24 protein-coding genes and 1 pseudogene are annotated in these 25,570 nt (G+C 34.0%); 5 read left to right on the forward strand and 20 right to left on the reverse strand.

Annotated features, from left to right (window positions below; translation table 11 throughout):
- Window positions 1–2: 2 nt before the first annotated feature.
- The 8 genes and pseudogenes from ACP7AT_RS13985 to ACP7AT_RS14020 form a co-directional block, all read right to left on the reverse strand.
- Window positions 3–1,010, reverse strand: coding sequence for a hypothetical protein (locus ACP7AT_RS13985; protein ID WP_426065004.1), 1,008 nt, complete (start codon window positions 1,008–1,010; stop codon window positions 3–5).
- Entirely contained in the window at window positions 1,010–1,804 is a 795-nt protein-coding gene (locus ACP7AT_RS13990) for an FkbM family methyltransferase (RefSeq protein WP_426065005.1), read from the reverse strand. The genes ACP7AT_RS13985 and ACP7AT_RS13990 overlap by 1 nt, the downstream gene beginning before the upstream one ends.
- A complete protein-coding gene (locus tag ACP7AT_RS13995; RefSeq protein WP_426065007.1) occupies window positions 1,791–2,414 on the reverse strand; it encodes an acyltransferase in 624 nt (207 codons plus the stop codon). Before ACP7AT_RS13995 ends, ACP7AT_RS13990 begins: the two co-directional genes overlap by 14 nt.
- Window positions 2,398–3,654 (reverse strand): ABC transporter ATP-binding protein, encoded by a 1,257-nt coding sequence (locus ACP7AT_RS14000; protein WP_426065008.1) that lies wholly within the window; start codon window positions 3,652–3,654, stop codon window positions 2,398–2,400. Before ACP7AT_RS14000 ends, ACP7AT_RS13995 begins: the two co-directional genes overlap by 17 nt.
- Before the next feature lie 205 nt (window positions 3,655–3,859).
- Window positions 3,860–4,207, reverse strand: a pseudogene (locus ACP7AT_RS14005) (four helix bundle protein).
- 76 nt (window positions 4,208–4,283) lie between these two features.
- On the reverse strand, window positions 4,284–5,153 hold the full coding sequence (locus ACP7AT_RS14010; RefSeq protein WP_426065009.1) for an ABC transporter permease: 870 nt from the start codon (window positions 5,151–5,153) through the stop codon (window positions 4,284–4,286).
- Window positions 5,154–5,671: 518 nt separating this feature from the next.
- Entirely contained in the window at window positions 5,672–6,481 is an 810-nt protein-coding gene (locus tag ACP7AT_RS14015; RefSeq protein ID WP_091205722.1) for a lysophospholipid acyltransferase family protein, read from the reverse strand.
- 86 nt (window positions 6,482–6,567) lie between these two features.
- Complete coding sequence (locus ACP7AT_RS14020; protein ID WP_426065010.1) at window positions 6,568–7,218, reverse strand: NUDIX hydrolase; 651 nt, start codon at window positions 7,216–7,218, stop codon at window positions 6,568–6,570.
- A gap of 95 nt (window positions 7,219–7,313) precedes the next feature.
- Between ACP7AT_RS14020 and ACP7AT_RS14025 the strand changes: the two genes are divergently transcribed.
- Window positions 7,314–7,754 carry a DUF4268 domain-containing protein gene (locus ACP7AT_RS14025; RefSeq protein ID WP_426065011.1) on the forward strand — a complete coding sequence of 147 codons (441 nt, stop codon included), beginning with the start codon at window positions 7,314–7,316 and terminating at the stop codon, window positions 7,752–7,754.
- A gap of 35 nt (window positions 7,755–7,789) precedes the next feature.
- Here ACP7AT_RS14025 and ACP7AT_RS14030 read toward each other — a convergent pair whose 3' ends face one another.
- The 11 genes from ACP7AT_RS14030 to guaA all read right to left on the reverse strand — a co-directional run bounded on the left by ACP7AT_RS14030 (window position 7,790) and on the right by guaA (window position 21,027).
- Entirely contained in the window at window positions 7,790–8,200 is a 411-nt protein-coding gene (locus ACP7AT_RS14030; RefSeq protein ID WP_426065012.1) for a hypothetical protein, read from the reverse strand.
- 3 nt (window positions 8,201–8,203) lie between these two features.
- Window positions 8,204–9,148, reverse strand: coding sequence for an NAD(P)H-dependent flavin oxidoreductase (locus ACP7AT_RS14035; RefSeq protein WP_426065013.1), 945 nt, complete (start codon window positions 9,146–9,148; stop codon window positions 8,204–8,206).
- A gap of 15 nt (window positions 9,149–9,163) precedes the next feature.
- Window positions 9,164–10,777, reverse strand: a complete 1,614-nt coding sequence (locus ACP7AT_RS14040; protein ID WP_426065014.1) for a S8 family serine peptidase — start codon at window positions 10,775–10,777, stop codon at window positions 9,164–9,166.
- Between the two features lie 135 nt (window positions 10,778–10,912).
- The gene (mnmA, locus tag ACP7AT_RS14045; protein ID WP_426065043.1) at window positions 10,913–12,100 is read right to left on the reverse strand and encodes a tRNA 2-thiouridine(34) synthase MnmA; all 1,188 of its coding nucleotides are present in this window, start codon (window positions 12,098–12,100) and stop codon (window positions 10,913–10,915) included.
- A 72-nt stretch (window positions 12,101–12,172) separates the two neighbouring features.
- Window positions 12,173–12,886, reverse strand: a complete 714-nt coding sequence (locus tag ACP7AT_RS14050; protein WP_426065016.1) for a toxin-antitoxin system YwqK family antitoxin — start codon at window positions 12,884–12,886, stop codon at window positions 12,173–12,175.
- A gap of 87 nt (window positions 12,887–12,973) precedes the next feature.
- Window positions 12,974–14,878 (reverse strand): membrane protein insertase YidC, encoded by a 1,905-nt coding sequence (gene yidC / locus ACP7AT_RS14055; RefSeq protein ID WP_426065017.1) that lies wholly within the window; start codon window positions 14,876–14,878, stop codon window positions 12,974–12,976.
- A 65-nt stretch (window positions 14,879–14,943) separates the two neighbouring features.
- Complete coding sequence (locus tag ACP7AT_RS14060; protein ID WP_426065018.1) at window positions 14,944–16,557, reverse strand: CTP synthase; 1,614 nt, start codon at window positions 16,555–16,557, stop codon at window positions 14,944–14,946.
- Between the two features lie 162 nt (window positions 16,558–16,719).
- Window positions 16,720–16,950 (reverse strand): DUF3820 family protein, encoded by a 231-nt coding sequence (locus ACP7AT_RS14065; protein WP_426065020.1) that lies wholly within the window; start codon window positions 16,948–16,950, stop codon window positions 16,720–16,722.
- Window positions 16,951–17,025: 75 nt separating this feature from the next.
- Window positions 17,026–17,427, reverse strand: coding sequence for an OsmC family protein (locus ACP7AT_RS14070; protein WP_426065021.1), 402 nt, complete (start codon window positions 17,425–17,427; stop codon window positions 17,026–17,028).
- On the reverse strand, window positions 17,427–19,370 hold the full coding sequence (locus ACP7AT_RS14075; RefSeq protein ID WP_426065022.1) for a PBP1 and LysM peptidoglycan-binding domain-containing protein: 1,944 nt from the start codon (window positions 19,368–19,370) through the stop codon (window positions 17,427–17,429). The genes ACP7AT_RS14070 and ACP7AT_RS14075 overlap by 1 nt, the downstream gene beginning before the upstream one ends.
- 127 nt (window positions 19,371–19,497) lie before the next feature.
- Window positions 19,498–21,027, reverse strand: a complete 1,530-nt coding sequence (gene guaA, locus ACP7AT_RS14080; protein WP_426065023.1) for a glutamine-hydrolyzing GMP synthase — start codon at window positions 21,025–21,027, stop codon at window positions 19,498–19,500.
- A 202-nt stretch (window positions 21,028–21,229) separates the two neighbouring features.
- Here guaA and ACP7AT_RS14085 point away from each other — a divergent pair, with 202 nt between their 5' ends.
- The gene (locus ACP7AT_RS14085) at window positions 21,230–21,757 is read left to right on the forward strand and encodes a hypothetical protein (RefSeq protein WP_426065024.1); all 528 of its coding nucleotides are present in this window, start codon (window positions 21,230–21,232) and stop codon (window positions 21,755–21,757) included.
- Between the two features lie 81 nt (window positions 21,758–21,838).
- Here ACP7AT_RS14085 and ACP7AT_RS14090 read toward each other — a convergent pair whose 3' ends face one another.
- Window positions 21,839–22,507 carry a hypothetical protein gene (locus tag ACP7AT_RS14090; protein ID WP_426065025.1) on the reverse strand — a complete coding sequence of 223 codons (669 nt, stop codon included), beginning with the start codon at window positions 22,505–22,507 and terminating at the stop codon, window positions 21,839–21,841.
- Window positions 22,508–22,791: 284 nt separating this feature from the next.
- Between ACP7AT_RS14090 and ACP7AT_RS14095 the strand changes: the two genes are divergently transcribed.
- From ACP7AT_RS14095 to ACP7AT_RS14105, 3 genes are all read left to right on the forward strand, one after another.
- A complete protein-coding gene (locus ACP7AT_RS14095; RefSeq protein WP_426065026.1) occupies window positions 22,792–23,202 on the forward strand; it encodes a RidA family protein in 411 nt (136 codons plus the stop codon).
- Window positions 23,203–23,235: 33 nt separating this feature from the next.
- Complete coding sequence (locus tag ACP7AT_RS14100) at window positions 23,236–24,492, forward strand: voltage-gated chloride channel family protein (RefSeq protein ID WP_426065027.1); 1,257 nt, start codon at window positions 23,236–23,238, stop codon at window positions 24,490–24,492.
- 69 nt (window positions 24,493–24,561) lie between these two features.
- A complete protein-coding gene (locus ACP7AT_RS14105) occupies window positions 24,562–25,566 on the forward strand; it encodes a DHH family phosphoesterase (RefSeq protein ID WP_426065028.1) in 1,005 nt (334 codons plus the stop codon).
- Window positions 25,567–25,570 lie beyond the last annotated feature (4 nt).

The raw sequence follows: 25,570 nt of genomic DNA on the forward strand, positions 1-25,570 counted from the left end.
ATTTATTTTAAATATTTTTTTGCTACTTTATTAATGAATGGTGGTAAAATATTACCCAACACAACCTCAAATAAACTCTTTTTTTTAACCTCTTTCTCCTCGATGTTAATATAATGACATTTAATTTCTGAAAAAAAAGCTATTTTATTTTGTATTAATTTATAATGATATTGATTATATAATTCAAATATTTCCTTTGACAATACTACAGAATTATATCGATCATAGTATTTCGAGAACAATTCTGGTTTTTTGTGACTATAAGAACTAAAATGATAAAATACTAATTTAGAATTATCACTCATAATATATTCGTCATCATTTCTATGTATTGAATTTCTTTCATGCAAATTCCATGGAGCAACATTAAAACCATACTCTTGTAAGACCTTGATATTATTAAAAAATATTGGTGCCAAATTAATCCACAACTGATCTACAAATAAACCATCTGAAACTCTGTTAAAACCAATTCTTAAAGTTTTATCTTCCCACCATTCCAATAAATCTATTGCATTTTTACTTTTTGGATTTAGGGCTAAAAATCCTAAATTATAAATACCATAATTTAAAAATATATTTTCAGAAGGTTGAAAATCATCAACACTTATTGGATTTAAAATATGAGGTGTTAGTAAAACATCACTATCTTCTAAATATTTTTCTAATAAAAACAAATTATTAAAAATTTGAATATCAGGATCAAAATAAATGATAGTCTCTAAGTTCTCATATTGATTACTAAAATACTTAAAAAAAGATGGTTTTATAGAAGTGTTCAGTTCTATTATATCATATTTTTTAATTATCTCATCAAAACAATATATGTTAATTTGAGAAACAGGAATAATTTCAATATTTTCGAAAAAAGAATAGTCAATATCATCTGACAATAGATCGCATAAACCAATTACGAACTTGTAATTAGGATTTTTTTCTAACAAAGAATCCCCTAATATTTTAGCTTGTGCTAAATAATTATTAGAACAAATAGTAAATGCTATTTTCATTATGGTCTGTATCCAAATATATTTAACTGCAAATCAAAATAAGGTCCTTTTTTTTCTTTATATGGCTTCTTCATATTTTCCCAAGCCTCTTTTATATACACCTTAAATCCTACATTTTTTAATATAATTAATAATTCTCCTATCATCTGAGGGTTTGCAGAAAAACTATGGTATTCAACAAAAATATTCTCTACATTTTTTAATGATTCCCCACAATCTTTCAAAATATCATATTCTGGACCTTCAATATCAATTTTTAAAAAATCAATTTTTTGACTTAAAAAATCTTTTAAGCGTACAGTTTCAATTTCGATTGTATTTTCTGCTTTTTCTTGAACTAAATGCCCCCCCAAAGCACCCGTTTTAGCAAAAATAAGAGGTTCTTCGTTAATCCAAACTGCCTTTTGAAATAGTTTCACATCATTAATACCAAATTGATTCAAATTATATTTAGAAATATTAAAAATATCGTTATCCGGTTCAAATGCAATAATTTCCGAATCTGGGTACATCCTTTTAAAAAAAATAATACTTAAACCAATGTTTGATCCGCAGTCTATAATTTTAGGAATAGTACTATTTGAATCAAATTTATAGACCTCTTCAACAAACAACTCATTTAGACTATGTAAATACCAGAAAGAATCGGTAATTTTTAATTGTCTTCCAAATAGTATAGATGTTTTTTTATTTGATTTATTTTTTAATGCAGAAAATTCACTGTATGACAAACCGAGTTTTTTATATTTTCTATATTCTATAATTTTCTTTATCCTGTTTTTAATTATTTTCATTTTTCCAACATTTATTTTCAAAGTCATAAGTCTTAATTAATCTTGCTGGAGATCCAGCTATCATTGAATAATCAGGAAAAGATTTAGTTACTACAGAATGTGATCCTACAACGCAATTCTTTCCTAGTTTTACACCTGATAGTATTGTTGCCCTGTATCCAATAAAAGTATTTTCTCCAATTTCAACTTTTCCCTTTGAAAAAAGAGGATGATCTTTAAGAGGCAAATTTAATGTAGGGTCAAATCCATGATAATGATCTGATATATATACATATTCGCTAAGCAAACATCCATCTTTAATTAATATTTCATCTATGGCAGTAATACAAGCATAATTACCAATTCTTACATTATTTAAAATCATAATTTTAGGCTCAAATGATTGATTAAAATATTTATTGAACGCCGCTAACCATGAACTATGTCCAATACTAGAGTTATCTTTTATTTCAATATATTCTGCACCATCCAAAATTTTAGGTTTTTCAAAGTAAGAATTTGAACCTATTTTAATTCCTAAAGAGTTACTATTATTATAAAATTTCGGTTCTGTTCTTAGGAAAAAATTCGACAGGTAGTTAACTATTTTTTTTTTAATGAAGTTCGTCATAACTAAAATATGTTTTTAAATTTAGCTCTCCCCGCCATTTTCTATCAAGAACAGATTCAAATTTGTTTTTAACAATTAAATTTGTTTCTGATACCCATTGGTCTATAATGTTATTATTACTTACTAAAGCAATATCAATTTCATATTTACCATCTATAATTGGTAAAACTAACTCGATGTCAAAAATGTACTTTCTTTTTTTAATATCAAAATAATCTCCTTCATAATCACGACTATTACATCCAAACAATATTTTACCTTCAAAATTTCTAATAACAAGTCCTAATTCACAATTTTTTAAATTCTCATCTGAATCAAATTCAAAACAAATATTTGTTTTTTCATCCGAAGAAATAATAAATGAATCACTATCCCTGATAAACCATTTTGTAAAAACACCCAATAAATCATTAATGATTTCAACTCTCCTACCATCATTAACTAATTGAACTTCTTGAAAATAATTATCGATAGCCGCCTCTATCCCGCCTTCAAAAACCACTTTACCATGCTCCAACACAATCCCTTTCGTACACAAACTCTTCACCGCCGCCATATTATGACTCACAAACAAAACTGTTCTACCACCTGATCTTGATATATCCTGCATCTTCCCAATCGCTTTCTTTTGGAACTCGGCATCTCCCACAGCCAAAACCTCATCAACAATCAAAATTTCAGGCTCTAAGAATGCGGCAACGGCAAAAGCCAATCGCACGTACATTCCGCTGCTATAGCGTTTCACAGGAGTATCAATATAACGTTCACAACCGGAAAACTCAATGATCTCATCAATTTTAGAAGTGATTTCTTTTTTGGTCATCCCTAAAATGGCACCATTCAGGTAAATATTTTCCCTGCCAGTCATTTCTCCATTAAATCCGGTACCCACTTCGAGCAAAGAAGCCACGCGACCCCCAAACTTAATACTGCCGGTGGTGGGAGCAGTCACTCGGGACAATATCTTCAACAAAGTAGACTTTCCCGCTCCGTTTTTTCCAATAATTCCAAGAATCTCACCACGCTCTACCTCAAAGTTAATGTCCTGTAATGCCCACACATAATCACTTTCTCCCTTAGTACTGCGGTCATTGGTATCGCCTATTTTTAAATATGGGTTTTCTTTCCCGCGTATCTGATGCCACCAACGGTTCAAATCGTGTGCCATGGTACCCGTCCCAACTTGCCCCAGTCGGTATTGCTTAGAAATATTTTCGGCTTTTAATATAATGTCTTTCATAATTCGTGAGAAGTGAAAAGTGAATGGTGAATAGAAAACAACTTCCTACTATTCACAATTCCGTTTCATTTTACTCGTTTTTAGCTATATAATATTTTCTTTTTTTAATTTTTACGTAAGATTCTTTATCACATTCCACGATTCTCTTCTCACCTTTCACCATTCACTTCTCACTTCTCACTTCTGACAACTCACCCCTCACCACTCACTTCTTATTTATATAATTCTTAAATCCAATCAAAAGCTTTTTTACCTCAATAAGTTGCTGTTCAAAAGCATCCTCTTTTGTAACAAATTCTAATCGTATCGCAATTAAATATTGAATTTCTAATTCCGAGAGTGACCCTCTAGAAATAAAGAGAAACTGTATCAATTCTTTATCTCCTTTACGTGCAACTCCTTAAGCAATATTAGATGGTATCGAAACAACTGCCCTTCTCATTTGACTCGTTAAACCATATTTTTCTGAATCAGGAAACAGTTTCGTAATTTGATATAAACGTACCACCAAATCCATACTTTTTTTCCAAACTTCTAAATCTTTATGATCCATCTCAATTTCTTTTTACCATTATCTACTCATTATTCACTTCTCTCCACTTACTTCTCTCCACTAACTTCTCACCAACCTAAACCGTATCTATAAAACTCTTCTCCGTCCTGTTAAAAATCAAAATTCCCACTAAAAACACGACAACGGTTATTAAAAACGTGTAACCCAATCCGTATAAAGAGATTTTTCCAACATCTAGCAACATGTATCGCGTCGTTTCTATCACATAGGCTAAAGGATTGTATTCCACTAACCAGCCATACGTGGGTAATTTTTCTTTTATCAAAGCCATCGGGTACATTACTGCCGACAAATACATCAATAGTTGTACACCAAAACCGATCAAGTTACTGAAATCTCGGTATTTAGTAACTAAGGAAGAGATAAACATTCCCAATCCCAATCCTAAAACACCCATCATAACAATCAATAATGGAAAGAATAAAGTCGTTACATTCATCCCTATTGCAGCACCTTGAAAATAATAGTAACTATAAAAACAAATGAATATAAAAAACTGGATTCCAAACTTCACTAAGTTAGAAACCACAATAGACAGCGGTACGATAATACGAGGAAAGTAGACTTTGCCAAAAATCCCGGCATTAGCACCAAAAGTATTTGAAGTACCATTGAGACAAGCGGTAAAATAATTCCAAACAGTAATCCCCGCCAAATTAAACAAAAAAGGCGGTACCGTTCCGGTATTGATACCTGCAACGTTGTTAAAAATAATAGTAAATGTAATCGAAGTGAATAACGGCTGAATCAAGTACCAGAGCGGTCCCAAAACGGTTTGTTTATATACAGTAACGACATCTCTTTTCACAAACAGCAGCAGCAAATCCCTGTATTGCCAAACCTCCTTTAGGTTCAGCGAGAAGAATTTATTTTTTGGTGTTATTTCAAACAGCCACGTGGTATTGGTTTGTTCGGGTTGGTTCATTGGTTTATGTAAAATCCTGCAGGCAAATATAAATAATTTGCACTAAGTATTTCATTTAAAAGCATGCAGTGTATTAATTCTTTTAAAGAGGATAAATTATTCCTTTTTAAAGAGTACGTAAACTATGATTTCCGACTTCTTTCAGAAATAAGTTTCTTCAGAACGCCCTTAAATAAAAGCATAAAAAAATATAAAATTATTTGGAAATCTATTCAAAATCTACGTGTTTAAATATGGAAACTTAGATTACACCCAATGGGTAATTATTGCTATTTATCAATTACCTGTAACTATTCAAAATGCCAGTTCGGTCCAAAGCTTCTGGATTTTGTAAAGTAAAGCAGAACAAAAATTTATCGAGAAACGTTTTTAATGATAATTTTCTAATTCTCGTTCCTATTTTATTCACGAGTCTTCGGGAGAAAATTACTCGAATTGACGAAAATTATCATCAAAAACTAATAACACCTATTGAATTATGCGAATCAAGAGTTGGAAGAGCAGTTATTAACTTTTATCTAATACTCCCACCTGCGGGTTTTATTTAGTTCTTCTTGTTCTTTTATAATTTCAGCGGGTATTACTTTCAGGTACGAGCAATGTTGCTCAATAGCATACTCGACTTTTTCAACAATTTCTTCAATGGTGTCATTATCGTAATCAATATTCAATGGTTCTTTGACAATGAAAGATTGCAGAATTCCTTTTTTCTTTATGCGCAATCCTTTTTTATCAAATGAACGACGAAAACCATCTATAACGATAGGTACAACAATAGGTCTGTGTTGTTTTATAATGTGAGCAGTTCCTTTTCGAACGGGTTTAAAGGATTTTGTTGTTCCTTGTGGGAATGTAATTACCCAACCGTCTTTTAAAGCTATTTTTATATTTTCAGTGTCATCCGGATTAAAATCTTTTTTCTCCTGTACATCTACTCCTTTAGCACGCCAAGTGCGCTCCACTGAAATTGCTCCTGCATAAGCCATAATTCTTGGCAATAATCCCGCCTGCATGGTTTCTTTAGCTGCCACATAATAGATATTCATTTTTGGTTGCCACAGATAACAAACATTCTTGATGGTATCATCGCGTCCGCTCAAACTTGCATTAAATACGTGAAACATTGCAACGACATCAGCAAAATAGGTTTGGTGATTGGAAATAAAAAGCACATTGGTATCCGGTAAATTCCTGATAATTTCTGAACCTTCGATTTGAAGTTCATTAAACCCTCTATATCTTCTATGTGTGATGGCACCGAAAATTCGAATTAACCATTTCTTTATAAATAGTATGTGACCAAAAGGATTTCTCTTAAACAATCCCATAAAATTATGTGTTTTTAATGTTGAATCAGCAAACTTACGAAATTAATATTTGATGTTATTTACAATTTTGACACCTTAATTTAGCGTCAAATTGAAGTGTTAAAGACTTCTTTCAAGACTTCTTTCAGTTCGCTTAACATCATCGCTGTTGCGCCCCATACGATATGGTTTTCAATTTTGAAAGCCGGAATACTGATGTTGTCCGCGTAGGAAGTAGACAAATTAGTATCAATTACAATAGCATCACTCAGAAAAATAGATAACGGCAATTCTATTATCTCCGCAACTTCAGAGGGTTCCGGTACAAATACAAGCTCTTCTTTACTGATACCCAAAAAAGGGTGCACCATAAAATTACTTGGTGGAATATATAATTCTGTAAAAGGTTTAAGAATTTCAATTTTATCCGGATGAATCCCCACTTCCTCATGGGTTTCACGAAGGGCAGTGTAGGCGAAATCATCATCATCGTGTTCATATTTTCCTCCTGGAAAAGCAATTTGTGCCGAATGAACGCCTTCATACGAATTACGTACAATCAATACCAAGTGCGTTGTTTCATTTTTAGGATAAAAAAGCATCAATACAGCTGCTATTCTTGGATTGTTATCTCCAAAATCTATTTTTTTCAAACTTTCCAACCGTTCTAAAGGTGCCATTTTGATGTGCGCCTCAAAAGCTGGAAGCTTGGCATCAATTAATTTGGGAACAAATTTTAAAAATTCTTGAAAATCCATAATCAAAGTCTATTTTTGCACATTGAAATTAAATATAAATATAGTTTAGAAAATAGAGTTGCACAAATTTTCTAGTCCCTAAAGTCGCAACAATTATGTACAGCAAAGTAGAAACCCAAAAATTGAAGCGCGAATTCTGGATTGCATTTGCAGAAAAATATCCACGAAAATGGTTGTTGTATGATACTAAAATTAAAGATTTCTCTTTTAAATTTTACGTAGACAATAAAAAAGCCCAAGTTTTAATAGACATCGAACATAGAAGTGATGAAAAAAGAATTGCTTACTTTAAAAAACTTTTAGCTTTAAAAAACATTCTCGAAGAAGAATTTGTCAAAGATTTGATTTTTGAAAAAGAGTATACCCTAGAAAGCGGTAAAACAATAAGCCGTATTTGGATTGAAAAATTAAATGTCGGCGTTAGCAACCAAAAATACTGGGACGAAATTTTTGCTTTTTACAATGAAAAAATGACTGCTTTGGAAGTATTTTATTCAGAGTATGATGATTTCATCAAGGATATTGAAATACTATAAATGAACAAAACCCAAAAAAGATAAAACGTCCTTATTTACATATTGAAAATATTATAAACAATAATCCGGTTGTCATAATTGATATAAAGCTGTTTCCTGTTTTCTTGTTTTTTTCTGGTGATTATAGAAACCGTACAATCAACACCTTCATTGTCTTTGCACGTAAATGAATACACGATATCAGTATCATTTTCCTCAGTGGTTTGATACTCGATGATTTCAAAAAGCTGAATAATTTGAGAATAAATTACTATTCTACTTTTGTTAGTATCCAATGTTACCAACACATTCACCAGATTTAAATCAGACCATTTGCCCCATTTTCCTTTTTCATTTTTTTCTAAAACACTAAATCCCGATGTTTTAAACTTGTAGCTTTGGCCATAAGAAGTGTGCAATCCTAGTACCAAAAACAGCAGTATGCTGTATATTTTTATCTTAGCCATAGTTTAAAAATTGATATTTAGCACTTCTTTTTTCGCCAATTCAAAATCGGTTATCATTTCCTCAACAATTTCTCCCGCTGGCTTTATTACGTGGATTATTCCTGCTACTTGTCCTATTTCTAGTTCTCCTTCAATTAAATCACCTTCAAACATACCCCGTTTTGCTCTTGCTCTTCCTAATAACGCAACTATTTCCTCTTTTGTTGGACTGGTTTGATATAAATCCTGTACATCTTGATAAAATTTATTTTTAATCAACCGAACTGGAGCAAGTTCTTTCAAAGTCAACTGCGTATCCCCTTCCTTCACATTGATTACGGTTTCCTTGAAATTATCATGAGCCGATGATTCTAATGAAGCAACAAATCTGCTTCCAACCTGAACACCATCTGCACCAAGAACCATTACAGCCAACATTCCCCGTCCAGTGGCAATCCCTCCCGCAGCAATCAATGGAATTTTTATTTTCTCTTTCACTATGGGAATCAGCGTAAGCGTGGTGGTTTCCTCTCGTCCATTATGTCCTCCGGCTTCAAAACCTTCAGCAACTACAGCATCAACGCCTGCATCTTGTGCTTTCAACGCAAAAACAGAACTACTGACCACATGTACAACAGTGACGCCATTTTCTTTTAGATATGAGGTCCACGTTTTAGGGTTTCCTGCTGAAGTGAAAACGATTTTTACACCTTCTTCAACAATAATCTTCATGATTTCTTCAATATTGGGATACAACATGGGAACATTCACTCCAAATGGTTTTGAAGTCGCTTGTTTACATTTTTGAATATGCTCACGCAAAACTTCAGGATACATGGAGCCAGCTCCTATTAATCCTAAACCTCCTGCATTACTGACAGCACTTGCTAATTTATACCCGCTGTTCCAAATCATTCCGCCTTGAATGATTGGATATTTTATTTTAAAAAGCGCTGTGATTGTATTCATGTAAACGTAATAGTATTATTGTTTCAAAATTTTTCCCGTTTTAATTAAACCAACGGATTCCATTTTATAAAAGTACATTCCTTTTTCCAGTGTTTTCAATGAAATGATCGAAGATTGAGGAGTAACTTTTTGTTCTAACATTTTCTGTCCCAGCACAGTGTACAAAACAACAGTTCCCTGCTCAAATTTTGAAGGTAAAGAAACCGTAACAAAATCACTTGCAGGATTGGGATAAATGATAAAATCATCTTTCGAAAAAGGATTTACATCTAACAGATTGTTTACCGCCAAATTAAAATCAGGAATTCCATATCCGTATTGATTATTTGGCAATGAAAATCTATCAGATGATTGCAGAATTATATCTCTAATTTCCCGATTGGTTTTTTCAGGAAATGCCTGCCACAAACAAGCCACCATTCCTGCCATGATAGGGCCAGAAAAAGAAGTTCCGTTTGCCGTTACAATATTTCCTGCGGCATCAGAAACTACTGCTGCTTGCCCTTGCGCCATTACTTCCGGTTTTATTCTTCCGTCAAAAGATGGACCTGTTGAACTAAAAGAAGTTTTTGTTTCAGATGAATTTACGGCACCTACGGCAATTACTGAAACGGCATCAGCTGGAACGGCAATATGAGGATTTGAGGAACTTCCTGAATTACCTGCAGAATTAACCAAAATCATTCCTCTGCTGAATGCAATTTCAGCTCCGCGGGACATAAATGCAGTGGTGCCATTCATTTCACTATACGTATGATTGTAAGCCTGATTATCAAAATCGAAATAACCCAAAGACGTATTTATAATATCGACACCTAAACTATCCGCTTTTTCTGCAGCTTCAACCCAAAAGGATTCTTCTACAGGATTTTCAGAAGTGTCGTCTTCCGTGATGAACAAATAATAAGAGGCGTCGGGAGCCGTTCCCACTAACGAGTTTTCTTTATATCCTCCCATTGAAGAAAGCACAGATGTTCCGTGTGACACTCCAGTATAAAATTCTGGGTTTCTCAACACGTAATTGTAACCGCCCAAAATTTGTTTATTATCTCTTAAGCTTTGAAACGGCTGTGTCGTATTAACACCTGGAAAACCGGCATCCATTACGGCAATTATTTTACCGGAACCTGTGTAATTACGCTGGTGCAAAACATGCCCATTAAGCATTTGGATTTGATTTGAAGACGATCCATAAGCATAATCAATTTTAGTTTTCTTAGTCTTATCTGCTTTTTTTACTACAACAGATTCTGCTATTTTACCCGTTTGATTCATCGATTTGTCAGCAAAATCAACTTTATTGACAAAAGATAACAGCGATAAAGAATTTACAGCCGCTTGCTGTCCTCGAACATGAATAGCGTTCATCCATTTGGATTTTGCCATTACCGTAATTCCCGGCCTTGCTTTTATTTGATTAATGTAAGTTTGCTCTACCGGAATATCTTTAAAATCTAAGGCAATATTTTGATTGGTTCTTCGGTCCAATGCCCTTTGAGAAAGCATTTTCAATGGTGAATCGGAATAGAATTGAGAATTGGGTTTCGCATTGAAATACACCCACGCATCCTGCTGTGAAAAACCGGTTGTACTGATGATTAAAAAAAGGAATAAATAGAATTTTCTCATGGGTAACTTTATTGGTTAAGCTATAAAGATTCTAATTACCAATGGGATTGAATCACGCTTACAGCTGTTTTAACATTCTTAATTTGTATTCAAAGCAAACGCCTTTCTTATAATTTTAGTAAACAAAGTACTAAACTAAGAAATTACACCCGAACCAACTAATTCATCCCCTAAATACCAAGTTGCAAATTGCCCTTCGGTAATTGCGGACTGCGGTTCGTCAAAGTAAAGATACATTTCGTTCTCATACTGATGCAAAGTGGCTGTCTGTAATGGCTGTCTGTAACGAATTCTTGCCATTACCTCCATCGTTTCTCCATTGGCTAAAACCAAATCCTCCCGAATCCAATGCACTTCCTCTTTTTCGATACGCAAAGCTTTCTTGAATAATCCAGGATGTTGACTGGTTAATCCAGTGTAAATAGTATTGGTTTCTACATTTGTAGCGATAATAAACAAAGGGTCCGTTGTACCTCCTACATTTAATCCTTTTCGCTGTCCGGTAGTAAAATAATGGGCACCTTGATGTTTTCCCACAACTTTTCCCATTTCCGGTGTGTACGAAATTTTCTTCGCTGCTGCTTTCAACTTTTCCTCCAGACTTATCTCTTCTTGTAATTCAGAATTGTATACAGCATCGTTTTTATCAATTTGGATAATAATTCCGTCTTTGGGTTGTAATTTTTGTTGTAGAAATTCAGGCAAACGTACTTTTCCAATAAAACATAAACCTTGTGAATCTTTTTTCTCGGCAGTGATCAACTCCATTTGAGCGGCAATTTTACGTACTTCCGGTTTTGTTAATTCGCCAATTGGAAACAATGATTTTGATAATTGTTCTTGGGATAATTGACACAAGAAATAGGATTGATCTTTATTGGTATCGGTACCGGATTTCAGTTGATAAACCGTTTCACCATTCACTTCAATTTCACTTTTTCGGCAATAATGTCCAGTTGCAACATAATCAGCACCAAGACTTAAAGCGATTTTCATGAAAACATCAAATTTTATCTCGCGGTTGCAAAGCACATCCGGGTTTGGAGTACGTCCTTTTTCATATTCTCTGAACATGTAGTCCACGATTTTTTCTTGGTATTCGTTGCTTAAATCTACCGTTTGAAATGGAATTCCTAATTTTTCAGCAACTAATAAAGCGTCATTACTGTCTTCCAACCATGGACACTCATTTGAAATGGTAACCGAATCATCGTGCCAATTTTTCATAAAAAGGCCAATAACTTCATACCCTTGTTCTTGCAACAAGTAAGCAGCAACACTTGAATCTACACCTCCGGAAAGTCCTACAACAACACGCTTCATCTTCAAAAAATTATAATTTTACAAGGCTGCAAAGCTACAAAAGATTTGCAACAGTAGCTGTTAAGGATACCTTTAATTATTCTTGGATTTTGTTGCATTTTCCGGAAAGCTCATATTCATTTCTTTAATTAATTTTCCTTTTTCAAAAAACTGCCAAATACCTGATTTTTTTCCATTTACAAATTGTCCCTTCGAAACCGTACTTCCATAAGAATCTCTAAAAATGGCTAAACCGCTGTACAAATCACCTTTAAAAGAAGACTCTTCCAATAGAATTCCTTTCTCCGTGTATTTTTTATAAAAACCATTTTTCAGGTTATTTTTATAATTAATTTCTTCTGCGATTTTGCCGCTGAGATAAAAAACGCTACGCAATCCCTCTAGCTTTCCTTTGATGTAGTTCTCAGTTGTCATTATATTTTTCGAGGCTTGATGGTAATATTTCCATTGTCCTTCAAATAATTTATTGACTACTTTTCCTTCACTTACTTTATTGCTTTTTTGGTCATAAAAAATAGTGTACGTCGCGTTATTTTTAGGATTAAATTCTCTCGTGGCAATAACAGACTTGGCTTTGGTATCATCATAAAAATTAAAAATTCCTATTTCTTTTCCATGCTCAAAAGTTCCTTCGTATCTGGGTCTTTTTGATTCTTCATAAAACCCTTTCCACACTCCATGCTTTTTCCCTTTTGCATCTGATTTATTAAAATCGGTTTGTGCGTAAAGAAAAAATACATTCAAAAACATCAAAATCAATATTCCTTTTTTATAAAATATTTTCATAATTACTTTTTTATAGTAACGAATTCAGGTCACTTAAATTACATGTAAATAAAAAAAGCTCTCAATATTTGAGAGCCTTTTTATGCATTATTTTTTCTTCTGCTGTGCTTTTTGAGCTTCAGCTTGTTCCATAACTTCTTGCAGTTTTTTCTGGAATTTACCTTGTTTCTTCGGCTCTTTCAATTTGTTCTCTTGAATTTGAGTATGAATTTTATCACTATCGATAAAGTATCTTTTGATGACAATCATAATTCCAATAGTAATTAGGTTTGAAATGAAGTTATACAAACTCAATCCAGCACCATAACTATTAAAGAAAAACAACATCATTATTGGCGAAACATAAATCATGATTTTCATCATCTTAGCCATATCCGGCATCCCTTCTTGTTGCGGAGCAGCCATTTGTTGGTCACCAGAAGTCATTTTCATATAGAAGAAAATAGCGATCGAGGCAAGTACAGGAAACAAACTAATGTGATTTCCATAAAAGGGAATGTAAAAAGGTAATCTTATAACTTCGTCAAAAGAAGATAAATCATCTGCCCAGAGGAAGCTTTTTTGTCTCAACTCAAAAGCCGAAGGGAAAAACTGAAACGATGCATACATAAATGGCAATTGAATCAAAGCCGGAATACAACCTGCCATCGGATTCACGCCCGCTTTATTGTACAACTTCATTGTTTCCTGTTGCTTTTTCATTGGGTCTTTTTTGAATTTTTCTCCCAATTCTGTGATTTCAGGACGCAATACTTTCATCTTGGCCTGTGATAGGAACGATTTAAAGGTAATTGGAGACATCGCTATTTTTATAATTATTGTAAAAACAATAATCGCAATTCCATAAGCAATGTAAGAACTTAAAAACCCGAATAATGGAATAAAAATAAACTTATTGATCCATCCGAAAATCCCCCAACCTAACGATATAATTTTTTCAAGATTTAGATCGTATGCTTTTAATGTTTTATAATCTGTTGGACCAAAATACCAACTCATTTTGTGATCTAATTCTCCATTTGTGAAAGCCAATGGGATATTAGCTTTGAATTGTTTTGTAAAAGTAGTATCAATTTTATCATCTTTAACTAAGTTATCAGACTTCACTTTAGCAGCTTCCAAAGGTGTCTTTGATAAAAGAATTGTAGAGAAAAAATGTTGTTTAAAAGCAATAAAAGTTGCTTTTTGCAAATCAGATTCTTCTGTTTGACCTAAACCGGCGTAATCAATTTTCCCATCTTCATGTTCAAAATAGATTTCAGTATAACGATTTTCATAAGAAACACTTTTCTCATTTCTGTACGTTTTCAAATTCCATTCTAAATCTAATGGTTTTGCCGTATTTAATACTTTATTCAACCCTTGGGAACGGATATCAAAACCAATCATATAATCGTTTGGTTTCAAAATGTATTTGTATTCCAGGAATTCATTGGCTCCCGCTTTCAATTTCATCGACAATACTTGATCTGCTCCTATTTTTGTTAACGTAGGTTCAAAATACAAATCTTTAGAATTTAAAGTACGGTTATCGCTAGTCAGCAATTGCACATTTAAATTGGCATTGTTGTCTTTTATCAATTGAACTAATTGTCCGGAACCTTTCTTGAACTTTTCAAATTGTTTCAAAGTGGCCTCCACAATATAGCCTCCTTTATTGGCAATTGTCAGTATCACCAAATCGTTTTCGATAGTAGTTACACCCGCTTTCGCGGAAGGAAGTGTTGCTGAATACGCAAAATTCCCCAACGTTTTTTGCAATTGTGCCAATTGTGTGGAATCTCCAGTTGCCGCAACCGCGACAGTAGCTTTGGCTACAGTTTTCGCCTCTAACTCCTTGGTTTTTGCTTCTCTAATCAACAACTCTTTTTGTGCTTTTTCAGCTGCAACGACTTTCGGGTCGGGTTGATTTTGGTACATGATAAAAACCAAAATACCAAAAATTAATGCAAAACCGATAATCGAATTGAGGTCAAATTTTTTTTGTTCCATTATTATATTTAAAAAAGTTTAATCTATTAGTATGAAGTTTAATGAATTGTTTCAAAAAACAACAACTATTTTTTCTTTGCCTGAACGGCTGCTGCCACAAAATTTACAAAAATAGGATGCGGATTTGCTACCGTACTTTTGTATTCCGGATGGTATTGTACCCCAATAAAAAACGGATGATTTTCTATTTCTATAATCTCCACCAATCCGGTATCAGGATTTACTCCCGAAGCTATTAATCCTGCGTTTTGTAATTGCGCAACGTAATTGCTATTGTACTCATATCGGTGACGGTGACGCTCCGAAATAGTTTCTTTTCCGTATATTTTATACGCCAGTGAATCTTTTTTGATATCACATTTCCATGCACCAAGACGCATTGTCCCACCTTTATCAGTAACTGTTTTTTGCTCTTCCATAAGATTTACCACCGGATGCGCAGTGTGTTCATTCATTTCGGTAGAATTAGCATCCGCATAACCCAGAATATTTCTTGAATATTCTATGATTGCCATTTGCATTCCCAAACAAATTCCAAAAAACGGCACTTTATTTTCACGGGCATATTGCACTGCTGCAATTTTCCCCTCAATTCCTCTTTCTCCAAAACCTGGAGCAACCAGAATTCCGTCTAAACCAGCAAATTTCTCGCTAATATTGTTGGCATCGATGTGTTCTGAATGAATCGAAATCACATTTACTTTCGTTTCATTTGCAGCTCCTGCATGAATAAACGCTTCCAAAATAGATTTGTAGCAATCCTGCATTTCTACATATTTTCCAACCAAACCGATATTCACGGTATGTTTCGGATTCTTTAACCTTCGTAAAAAGGTATTCCAGTTTTTTAAATCCGGAGCCGCTTTTTTAGGCAAATCTAATTTTTTTAATGCAACAACATCAAGTCCTTCTTCCAACATTAAATTAGGAACTTCATAAATCGTGGAAGCATCGATGGACTGAATAACAGCTTCTCTTTTTACATTACAAAACAAAGCCAGTTTATTGCGCAATTCCTCAGAAATTTCGTGTTCAGTTCTGCACACTAAAATATCAGCTTTTATTCCGCTTTCCATCAAGGTTTTTACGGAATGTTGTGTCGGTTTTGTTTTCAACTCGCCTGCGGCAGCCAAATAAGGCACCAAAGTAAGGTGAATTACAATTCCGTTGTGTTCGCCTAATTCCCAAACCAATTGACGAACCGATTCTATATAAGGTAAGGATTCAATATCTCCTACCGTTCCACCAATTTCAGTGATGACAATATCGTAATCGCCGGAATTTCCCAACAATTGCATTCTTTCCTTAATTTCATTGGTAATATGCGGTACAACTTGTACCGTTTTGCCAAGAAATTCTCCTCTTCTTTCTTTTTCAATAACCGAAAGATATATTCTTCCAGTGGTCACATTATTCGCTTGAGAAGTAGGAACATTTAGGAAACGTTCGTAATGTCCTAAATCCAAATCCGTTTCAGCACCATCATCGGTCACATAACATTCCCCATGTTCATAGGGATTTAATGTCCCCGGATCTACATTTATGTACGGGTCAAACTTTTGGATCGTTGTACGGTATCCTCTTGCTTGTAACAATTTTGCCAACGAAGCTGCAATGATTCCCTTCCCTAAAGAAGAAGTCACACCGCCGGTAACAAAAATATATTTCGTTTGATTCATTCTGTTGTTATTTGTGTTGTAGTTGTGTAAAAAAACGTCGCAAAAGTACAAATTTAATTGGACTATTAGAATATTAGACTGTTACATTTTCAGACTCTTTTTATACTAAAAAAAAGTGAAATCTAATTCTTAAAAAATAAAAGAAGTTCAAGAAAGTCTAGCTTAAGGTTTTGGGTATCGATTTTTTATATTCCGAATTAACTCTTCCAGACCGTTGAGTTTTAATTCGTAAATTAATTTTAATTGCTCGCCTAATTCTCCTTTTGGAAATCCTTTATTGCTATACCAAACAATATAATATTCCGGAATATCAATAAGAAACCAACCTTCGTATTTACCAAAAGGCATTTTAGTATGGGCAAGCTTGATAAGTTGTTTTTGGTTTTGATCCATTTTATTATAAAAATGAAGCAAGAGACAAGAATCACAAATCGATTATGTTTCTTGTCTCTTGCTTCCAAAGACTAATTATTTCCAGTTAAAAACTATGCGTTTGTCGATTTCAGGATGTAAACTCAGAAAAACGGGACAGGTCATCGCTGCTCTTTCCAGTATCGTCCTGTTTTTTATATTAGCCGTTCCATACATCTCAAAAGCAATTTCTATTGCTCCGATACGTCTGGGTTCTGCATTCATAATTTTGATAACTTCTGCAGTAGAACCTTTTAAATCAAGTTCCATATCTCGGGCTTTAATCCCCATTATGGTCATCATGCAAGTTGCCAAAGCATTGGCTAAAATATCTGTTGGAGAAAAAGCCTCTCCCTTCCCATTATTATCCACCGGAGCATCCGAAAGGATTTCGGTGCCAGATTGCAAATGAATCGAAGAGGTTCTTAAATCACCTAAATACGTCACTATTGATGTCATTACTCTGCTACTTTTATGGTTAAATCCGTATCATAATACAAAATATAGATTCCTTTATTGGTGTAACCACCGTCCTCCTTTTTATAAAACTCGAATTTGTTGTCTATTTGTTCCGTTGCTGTTGTATCAATTGTTTCCTGATATTTTTTATCTTGTGCTAATCGCAACATCGTATCAAAAGTAATATCAAATCCGCGAGTGGCAAATATACTTGGGTAAATTTTATTTTTCTTTTTAAATTCTTTTTCGAAAATCAAAGCTTCCTGAGAAATATTTTCACGAGTAACGGAAGGATACATTAATTTCAATTTTGTTAAATTTAGAAAATTAATTTCATCGGTATCCAATGTTGCATTAGGTTCCAGAATAACCAGCTGCACTTTGTAAGTCGCCATAGCACTCAACATGGCAGTAATTGTTGATTTGATCATTCCAGTATTTTCTGTTTCCATCACGACATAGTTTATCTTGTCTTTTACAAATAAACTTTTCAAATTTTCAGCAGAAACACCACCGTTTGCAGTAAGTGTTGAAAATTGCACATCCTTATGATTTTCTTTGATAAACTGAATAACGGAACCTTTTTTCTTATCAACGACTGCTACAATATTACCGCCCTTTGTACGCATGTAGTCAAACATCGCATTTTTGACTGCTTCAGGAGCGGGAATGGATTGGAAAATATTAGCGTATGAAACTCCTAAATCTTTTGACAAAGGTGAAATTACTGGCACTCGATTAGGCAACAATAATTCGGCTGCTTTTTCAACATTGCTCTGATAGAAAGGTCCGATGATCGCATCTGAATCTGCCAAATCATTGTTTTTTATTAAGGAAGCAACATTCGAACTACTTTTTGTTTCCTGCGAATCGAATATATTCACATCAATATTAAGTCCTAAAGTTTTAGCAGAATCAATGGCCATCAAGGCTCCAGCATAAAAATCTAAAGTCATGTTCAGGAATTTATCCTTTTTCAGGCGCATTGCGATCGAATTAACGGTATCGTTTTCAATTTTTGAAATATTGAAAGGCAACAAAAGCGTTAATTTTTTTCGGGAATTACTATAAGTGTTCTTCGATAATTCCTGATATTCTTTTTTAGCTTCCTGAGAAAATACAATTGTTGCAGGAACTTTTAAAACCATACCTTCAATAACACCCTCGGACAAAAGAGGGTTCAGAGCAATTAATTCCTCTTGCGTTAAACCCACCATTTTAGATAAGCTGTATAACGTTTCTTTTGGTTTTACCACATAATTCAAATAATTCGTGGAAACCGTATTCTTTATTGGTGCTGTAACTACAATTTCTTTTTTAGGTTCATTAACTACTACATTTTTATCTGCTTTTGGAGCTACACCTTTAATCAATAATTTGAACCCTTCCGGTAAATTTGACACCACTTCCGGATTCTTACGTTCTAATTCTTCAATGGTAATTCTGTATTGCTTCGCGATGGAATACTTGGTTTCTTTAGGAAGTACATAGTGATAAACTACTTTTTCTGTAATTGGAATATTATTTTTTAAAACAGCATTGGACGAAATCGTAAGTATTTGTCCTATTTGCAAGCCGTCTTTTTCAAGAAAAGGATTTGCTTGCTTCAAAGCTTCATCCGAAACTCCGTATTTTTTTTCAATACCATACAAAGTTTCTTTTGGTGCCACTTGATGGGTTACAGTTGTAGTTCCTTTTTTTGATTGGACGTTGACTGCTTTCTTTGTAGAGCTATTAGGTATTAATAGAATACTATTTGGTTTCAGACCACTCTGTGCATCTGGATTTAATTGGTAAATATCAAATGGAGTAACCTTGTATTTCTGTGCAATCTGAGTGATTGTTTCCCCTTTTTCTACCTTGTGTGTTGTTGTTTTTCCTTGTGAAAAAACACTGTAATTGAACCACAAAGTACTCATACAAATTGCAAAAAAATATTTCATCGCTTTAATTTATAAATTATTTAAATCTTTAATAAAGTAACGGTATCAAATTTTATTCCAAAAATCTGATACCGTTTATGTAAAGAACATTCTAAAATAATGTTTAAAAAATATAAAATCTACCGTATTATTCCCACTCAATTGTTGCAGGCGGTTTTGAACTGATATCATATACTACTCTATTGACTCCTTTTACTTTATTAATAATATCATTAGAAACCTTCATCAAGAATTCATAAGGCAAATGTACCCAGTCAGCGGTCATGCCATCCGTAGATTCTACTGCGCGTAATGCAATCACTTTTTCGTACGTACGTTCATCACCCATAACCCCTACACTATTTACAGGAAGTAAAATAGCGCCGGCTTGCCATACTTTATCATACAATCCCCAAGATTTTAATCCGTCAATAAAAACAGCATCTACATCTTGTAAAATTTGCACTTTTTCCGGTGTAATATCCCCTAAAATACGAATCGATAATCCAGGTCCCGGGAAAGGATGTCTTCCTAATAATTCAGGATCAATTCCTAATGAAGCTCCTACTCTGCGCACTTCATCTTTAAAAAGCATGCGAAGCGGTTCTACAATTTTCAATTTCATATAATCTGGCAAGCCGCCAACATTGTGGTGCGATTTGATTGTTGCAGAAGGACCTTTTACAGAAACAGATTCAATAACGTCCGGATAAATAGTTCCTTGCGCCAGCCATTTTACATCTTCGATAAGGTGAGATTCATCGTCAAAAACTTCTATAAATACACGTCCGATAATTTTACGTTTGGTTTCTGGGTCACTTACACCCGCTAATTCAGATAAGAAACGATCACCCGCATCAACTCCTTTTACGTTCAAACCCATTCCTTTGTATTGATTTAATACATTTTGGAATTCGTTTTTACGAAGCAAACCGTTATTTACAAAAATACAGTATAGATTTTTTCCGATAGCTTGATCTAATAAAACTGCCGCCACGGTAGAATCTACTCCTCCAGAAAGTCCGAGAACCACTTTATCGTCTTGTAATTTTTCTTTCAGTTCGGCTACCATTTCTTCGACAAAGGCGTTTGGTGTAAAGTTTTGAGGAACTTCCGCAATTTTCACTAAAAAGTTTTCCAGCATTTTTGATCCATCAGTCGAATGGAAAACTTCAGGGTGGTATTGAATCGCGTAGGTTGTTTCACCTTCAATTTTGTAAGCGGCAAATTCCACATCGTGCGTACTTGCTAGTTTTACTCCATTGGTTGGCAATACTTTGATACTATCGCTATGACTCATCCAAACTTGGCTGTTTTCAGAAACACCTTCAAAGAAAACTTCATTCTCTTTTATGTAAGATAGGTTAGCTCTACCGTATTCTCTTGTATTTGAAGCCGCTACTTCACCTCCACTAAAATGGGATAAATATTGCGCACCATAACACACGGCCAGCATAGGAAGCTTTCCTCTAATTTGAGACAAATCTGGATGTGGCGCATCTTCTCCTCTAACAGAAAAAGGGCTTCCACCAAGAATTACTGCTTTATAAGATGATAAATCACTCGGAAAATGATTGTAAGGAAAGATTTCGCAGAATATATTTAATTCGCGAACTCTACGCGCAATAAGCTGTGTGTATTGCGATCCGAAATCTAAAATAAGTACGTTGTGTTGCATGCGCAAAAATACTTTTTATATTTTGAATTGGAAAATTGAATTTTGAAAAATATTTATTTTCTTTTAAGCTGTTGAAATAATTTCTCTTTTGTATTTAAAAGACCCGTAGTCTCGCAGGTCAAATTTGGATTTATCCTGAAATTAGCTTTAAAATTTAAAAGAGTACATTTGCAAACCTAATTATCTACTAAAAAACAAAAAGATGAAAACAAAAAATTATATAGCCGTTGCAATTTTTGCACTAATAGCTGTTTCATGCAGTGTAATTGATGATTTATTGACTTTTTCAATAGACAATCAAACCACTGTAACCATTCCATCAGGATTTCCTGTGAATACTGCTTTAGATTTAGTGACACCCGATATTTCATCTAATTCCAGTACGGCATTTGAAAATAACAATACCAATGCAGAATTAGTTAAAGATGTAAAATTGAAAGAAATGAAATTGACGGTAACAAATCCAGCCAATAAATCATTTTCCTTTTTGAAATCAATACACATCTACATTTCTACAAATAGCACTGATGAAATTGAATTGGCATTTTTAGATGATATTAATTCTACTTCAAATACTTTAAATCTGACCTGTACAACTGCGAAATTAGATAAATACGTTAAAGCTTCAAGTTTTAAATTAAGAACAAGAGCAGTTACCAAAGAAACAATAACTCAAGATGTATCTGTAAAAGCAGATATTAAATTTCAAGTTACCGCAGATCCTTTTTAGGAAACACCGAATCCTATTAAAAAAACCGTTGAATGTAAGTGTTACATTCAACGGTTTTTTTTATTCTCTGTAAGTGTGTATTTATTCTTTTACCAAGATTATTGTAGCTTTGAAACCAGTTCCAAGATTCCACTGACTCGCTGATATCAAAGCGCCCTTGTCATCATACACTTTAAATTCAGCTGTATTAGGTCCCGAACTTCCTTGGTTTAATGCTTCAAAATCAATTTTGTTAAACCCTTTTTCTAATACGATTTCAAAACCTTTAAAATCATTATCTAAGTTTACTTGATATTGAATAACCTTATCATTCAAATATACCCTGATTTGGTCACCATCTACATAAGCCGCATCACGATACATTACTTTAGCAGTAACAGAACCTGTTGAGAAATTACCTAAATTTTGATTCTTTCTGTATACATAACCATCCTTATTTTCTTCTTTTTTGTTCCACTTATCTTTATAAACATCTCCAGGATTAATAAACTCGTTTTTCGGACTCATGGAGAAATTATTTGCCGGAGTGGTGGGAAGAGAAAGACTTGGATTCGGGTTGAATATTTCCGGATTTTTAAATACGTTTGGTGTATTTATTGGAGGAATATCAACTTTAGGCTGAATTGTTTTTTTTATTTTCGGTGCGTTATTTTTAGGGGGAATCGCTTTAAATTTTGAACTAAATTCGTTTTGCGCATATCCGCTCAAAGACATACTGATGGTAATCATTAAAAATAAAATCCTTTTCATAACTTTCTAAATTAGTTTATTCGGTGCTTGTAAAAATTTTAAAAATAAAAAACCAATTGTATTTATTCAAAAATCAGGCAACAATTTAACTTTCATTTATAACTCCAAAATCTGCATTTTATTACATTTTTAAAGATAAAACAGCTAAAATTTCCTTGATTAAATTTAAACTTTTTTAATCCAAAATCAGTATTTATATTTCACGTTTTTTTTCTAACTTGCAAATAGTATGCCACACTAAAAATTGCATTTTTATCGCGCAACACTATTAAAAAACTATTAAAATGAAAAGAGAGAACATATTGACCGGTTCGCCTTGGGAAGACAAAATGGGATACTGCAGAGCGGTACGCATCGGAAATATTATTGAAGTATCCGGTACGGTTGCGATTGTTGATGGAGAAAAAGTAAAAGCGGATGATGCGTATGCGCAAACAATAAACATACTGGAATGCGTGCAGGTGGTTCTCGAAGACTTAAAAGTAAGTATGGAAGACGTCATCAGAACCCGAATATTTACGACTGACATTACCACATTTGAAGACGTAGCCAAAGCTCATGCTCAATTTTTTAAAGACATAAAACCTACTACCGGTTTTTATGAAATTAATAAACTGGTAGCTCCTGAATATTTAGTCGAAATTGAATTTACCGCAATTGCCCCGCAAAAACCATTGATTCAGGAAGGATTATAATACTTTCGCAAAAATACTTTGTCCATTTCACTAATGAATTTAGAGAAAACTAAAAAAACTCCATCGCCTCAATTCAAATGGTTTTTCATCAGCATTTTAATAGGGGTTTTTTCCGGATCGGCATCTGCTTTTTTCCTCGTAGCTTTAGAGTGGGCTACCCAAATCAGGGAAAAGAACAATTGGATCATTTGGCTATTGCCAATCGGCGGCTTACTGATAGGATTGGGCTATCATTATTGGGGGAAATCAGTTGTCAAAGGAAATAATTTATTGCTGGAAGAATACGAAAATCCACAGAAGATAATTCCGATAAAAATGGCTCCTTTGATTCTTTTCGGAACTTTAATCACCCATCTTTTTGGTGGTTCAGCCGGTCGTGAAGGAACCGCCGTACAAATGGGTGGCGCCATTGCAGACCAGTTTACAAAACTATTTCAACTTGACGCATCCGAAAGAAAAACAATACTCATTCTGGGCATCAGCGCCGGATTTGCTTCTGTTTTCGGAACTCCTTTAACAGGAGCATTATTCGCTTTAGAAGTTGTTTATTTTAGTAAAATCAATTTTAAAAGTATTCTATTATCCTTTTTTGTTGCCTACATCGCTTTTTTCACAGTGGAACTTTGGCACGTAAAACACACGCATTATAATATTCTTTTTGTTCCAGAGATTAGTTTCATGACTTTATTTTGGGTAATTATCGTAAGTGTTTTATTTGGCTTGGCCGCCATGCTTTTTTCCAGAAGCACTCATTTTTGGGATCATTTATTTTCAAAAACTATAGCGTTTTCACCGCTTCGCCCATTTGTAGGAGGATGCATCATAGCTTTGGCGGTATATTTTATTGGAACCACAAAATACATTGGTCTTGGAATTCCTATGATAGTTGATGCGTTTTCGAACCCAAATACTTCCTATGATTTTTTATTGAAAATACTTTTTACGGGATTTACACTCGGTGCGGGATTTAAAGGTGGTGAAGTCACGCCATTATTCTTTGTTGGAGCCACTTTAGGAAGTACATTATCACTTATCGTTCCCTTACCAATAGCACTTTTAGCAGGAATGGGATTAGTGGCTGTTTTTTCGGGAGCCACCCATACGCCTATTGCCTGTACGGTTATGGGAATGGAACTTTTCGGGATCGAAAGCGGTATTTTCATTGGTCTAGCGTGCAGCATTGCTTACCTTTCTTCTGGATCCGTAGGAATTTATAATGCCCAAATTGTAAAGGGGGCAAAATACCATTTGTATCAGAAATTGAAAAGAAAAAATACCGACTTTTTATAACATTCTAAAACTTTGTTAATTGTTTAAATGTTTTCAACATTACACTAAAAAAATGTAATTTCGCAGACTATGAAAATACAAGACATACAAGCGATACAGTTGTTATTAGCAACTCCAAAAAAGATTGCCATAATCCCACACAGAGGTCCTGACGGAGACGCCATGGGTTCTACACTGGGTTTGTATCATTTTTTATTAAAAAACAAGCATCATCCTGTCGTGGTTTCTCCAAATGAATTTCCGGATTTTCTGGCTTGGATGCCAGGCGCAGAAACCGTTAAAATATTTGAAAAAGACAAACAAAACTGCACAAAAATTCTTGAAGAGGCAGAACTTATTTTTACGTTAGACTTTAATGCCTTGCATCGCACGGGCGAAATGGAACACGTTCTAGCCAAGCTCAAAGCTCCTTTTGTAATGATAGACCATCATCAAAAACCAGATGACTATGCTGTGGTCACCTACTCTGACACTTCGTTTGGATCTACCTGTGAAATGCTTTATAATTTCATTTCATTTCTTGGAAAAAAAGAAGAAATCGATAAAACCATCGGAACCTGCATTTATACCGGAATTCTGACTGATTCCGGGTCGTTTCGTTTCCCAAAAACTACGGGAACAACCCATAGAATTGTGGCAGAACTAATTGATTTAGGTGTTGAAAACACGGCAATCCCAAGTTTATTATTTGACAATAGTTCTTTTGGACGATTACAAATATTGGGACGAGCGCTTCAGAACATGATTGTAATAACGGAACATAAAACGGCTTACACCACGCTGACTCAGGATGAACTGAATTCATTTGACTATGTAAAAGGAGATACCGAAGGAATTGTAAACTACGGATTAAGTATCAAAGGAATTGTTTTTACTGCTATATTTATAGAAAATAAAGAAGAAAAAATTATTAAGATTTCATTCCGTTCCCAAGGCGATTTTGATGTCAATCAATTTGCAAGAGATCATTTTAATGGTGGTGGACATCGCAATGCTGCCGGAGGAAAATCAGAGGCTTCGATGGAAGAAACAAAAAAGAAATTTGAAGATTTAGTAACCAATTTAAGCATCTAATTTT

The sequence above is a fragment of the Flavobacterium sp. DSP2-3-1 genome (genome assembly GCF_049896865.1).
GTDB lineage: Bacteria > Bacteroidota > Bacteroidia > Flavobacteriales > Flavobacteriaceae > Flavobacterium.

What these genes read in the sequence shown, in the direction of transcription:
- ACP7AT_RS14095 (WP_426065026.1), top strand. Translation starts at nt 22,792, where the DNA reads ATGAAAAGAGAGAACATATTGACCGGTTCGCCTTGGGAAGACAAAATG.
- ACP7AT_RS14060 (WP_426065018.1), bottom strand. Translation starts at nt 16,557, where the DNA reads ATGAATCAAACGAAATATATTTTTGTTACCGGCGGTGTGACTTCTTCT.
- ACP7AT_RS14100 (WP_426065027.1), top strand. Translation starts at nt 23,236, where the DNA reads ATGAATTTAGAGAAAACTAAAAAAACTCCATCGCCTCAATTCAAATGG.
- ACP7AT_RS14070 (WP_426065021.1), bottom strand. Translation starts at nt 17,427, where the DNA reads ATGACATCAATAGTGACGTATTTAGGTGATTTAAGAACCTCTTCGATT.
- ACP7AT_RS13990 (WP_426065005.1), bottom strand. Translation starts at nt 1,804, where the DNA reads ATGAAAATAATTAAAAACAGGATAAAGAAAATTATAGAATATAGAAAA.
- ACP7AT_RS14090 (WP_426065025.1), bottom strand. Translation starts at nt 22,507, where the DNA reads ATGAAAAGGATTTTATTTTTAATGATTACCATCAGTATGTCTTTGAGC.
- ACP7AT_RS13985 (WP_426065004.1), bottom strand. Translation starts at nt 1,010, where the DNA reads ATGAAAATAGCATTTACTATTTGTTCTAATAATTATTTAGCACAAGCT.
- ACP7AT_RS14025 (WP_426065011.1), top strand. Translation starts at nt 7,314, where the DNA reads ATGTACAGCAAAGTAGAAACCCAAAAATTGAAGCGCGAATTCTGGATT.
- ACP7AT_RS14015 (WP_091205722.1), bottom strand. Translation starts at nt 6,481, where the DNA reads ATGGGATTGTTTAAGAGAAATCCTTTTGGTCACATACTATTTATAAAG.
- ACP7AT_RS14000 (WP_426065008.1), bottom strand. Translation starts at nt 3,654, where the DNA reads ATGAAAGACATTATATTAAAAGCCGAAAATATTTCTAAGCAATACCGA.
- yidC (WP_426065017.1), bottom strand. Translation starts at nt 14,878, where the DNA reads ATGGAACAAAAAAAATTTGACCTCAATTCGATTATCGGTTTTGCATTA.
- ACP7AT_RS14035 (WP_426065013.1), bottom strand. Translation starts at nt 9,148, where the DNA reads ATGAATACAATCACAGCGCTTTTTAAAATAAAATATCCAATCATTCAA.
- ACP7AT_RS14105 (WP_426065028.1), top strand. Translation starts at nt 24,562, where the DNA reads ATGAAAATACAAGACATACAAGCGATACAGTTGTTATTAGCAACTCCA.
- ACP7AT_RS14030 (WP_426065012.1), bottom strand. Translation starts at nt 8,200, where the DNA reads ATGGCTAAGATAAAAATATACAGCATACTGCTGTTTTTGGTACTAGGA.
- ACP7AT_RS14010 (WP_426065009.1), bottom strand. Translation starts at nt 5,153, where the DNA reads ATGAACCAACCCGAACAAACCAATACCACGTGGCTGTTTGAAATAACA.
- mnmA (WP_426065043.1), bottom strand. Translation starts at nt 12,100, where the DNA reads ATGAAGCGTGTTGTTGTAGGACTTTCCGGAGGTGTAGATTCAAGTGTT.
- guaA (WP_426065023.1), bottom strand. Translation starts at nt 21,027, where the DNA reads ATGCAACACAACGTACTTATTTTAGATTTCGGATCGCAATACACACAG.
- ACP7AT_RS14065 (WP_426065020.1), bottom strand. Translation starts at nt 16,950, where the DNA reads ATGGATCAAAACCAAAAACAACTTATCAAGCTTGCCCATACTAAAATG.
- ACP7AT_RS14050 (WP_426065016.1), bottom strand. Translation starts at nt 12,886, where the DNA reads ATGAAAATATTTTATAAAAAAGGAATATTGATTTTGATGTTTTTGAAT.
- ACP7AT_RS14075 (WP_426065022.1), bottom strand. Translation starts at nt 19,370, where the DNA reads ATGAAATATTTTTTTGCAATTTGTATGAGTACTTTGTGGTTCAATTAC.
- ACP7AT_RS14085 (WP_426065024.1), top strand. Translation starts at nt 21,230, where the DNA reads ATGAAAACAAAAAATTATATAGCCGTTGCAATTTTTGCACTAATAGCT.
- ACP7AT_RS14020 (WP_426065010.1), bottom strand. Translation starts at nt 7,218, where the DNA reads ATGGATTTTCAAGAATTTTTAAAATTTGTTCCCAAATTAATTGATGCC.
- ACP7AT_RS14040 (WP_426065014.1), bottom strand. Translation starts at nt 10,777, where the DNA reads ATGAGAAAATTCTATTTATTCCTTTTTTTAATCATCAGTACAACCGGT.
- ACP7AT_RS13995 (WP_426065007.1), bottom strand. Translation starts at nt 2,414, where the DNA reads ATGACGAACTTCATTAAAAAAAAAATAGTTAACTACCTGTCGAATTTT.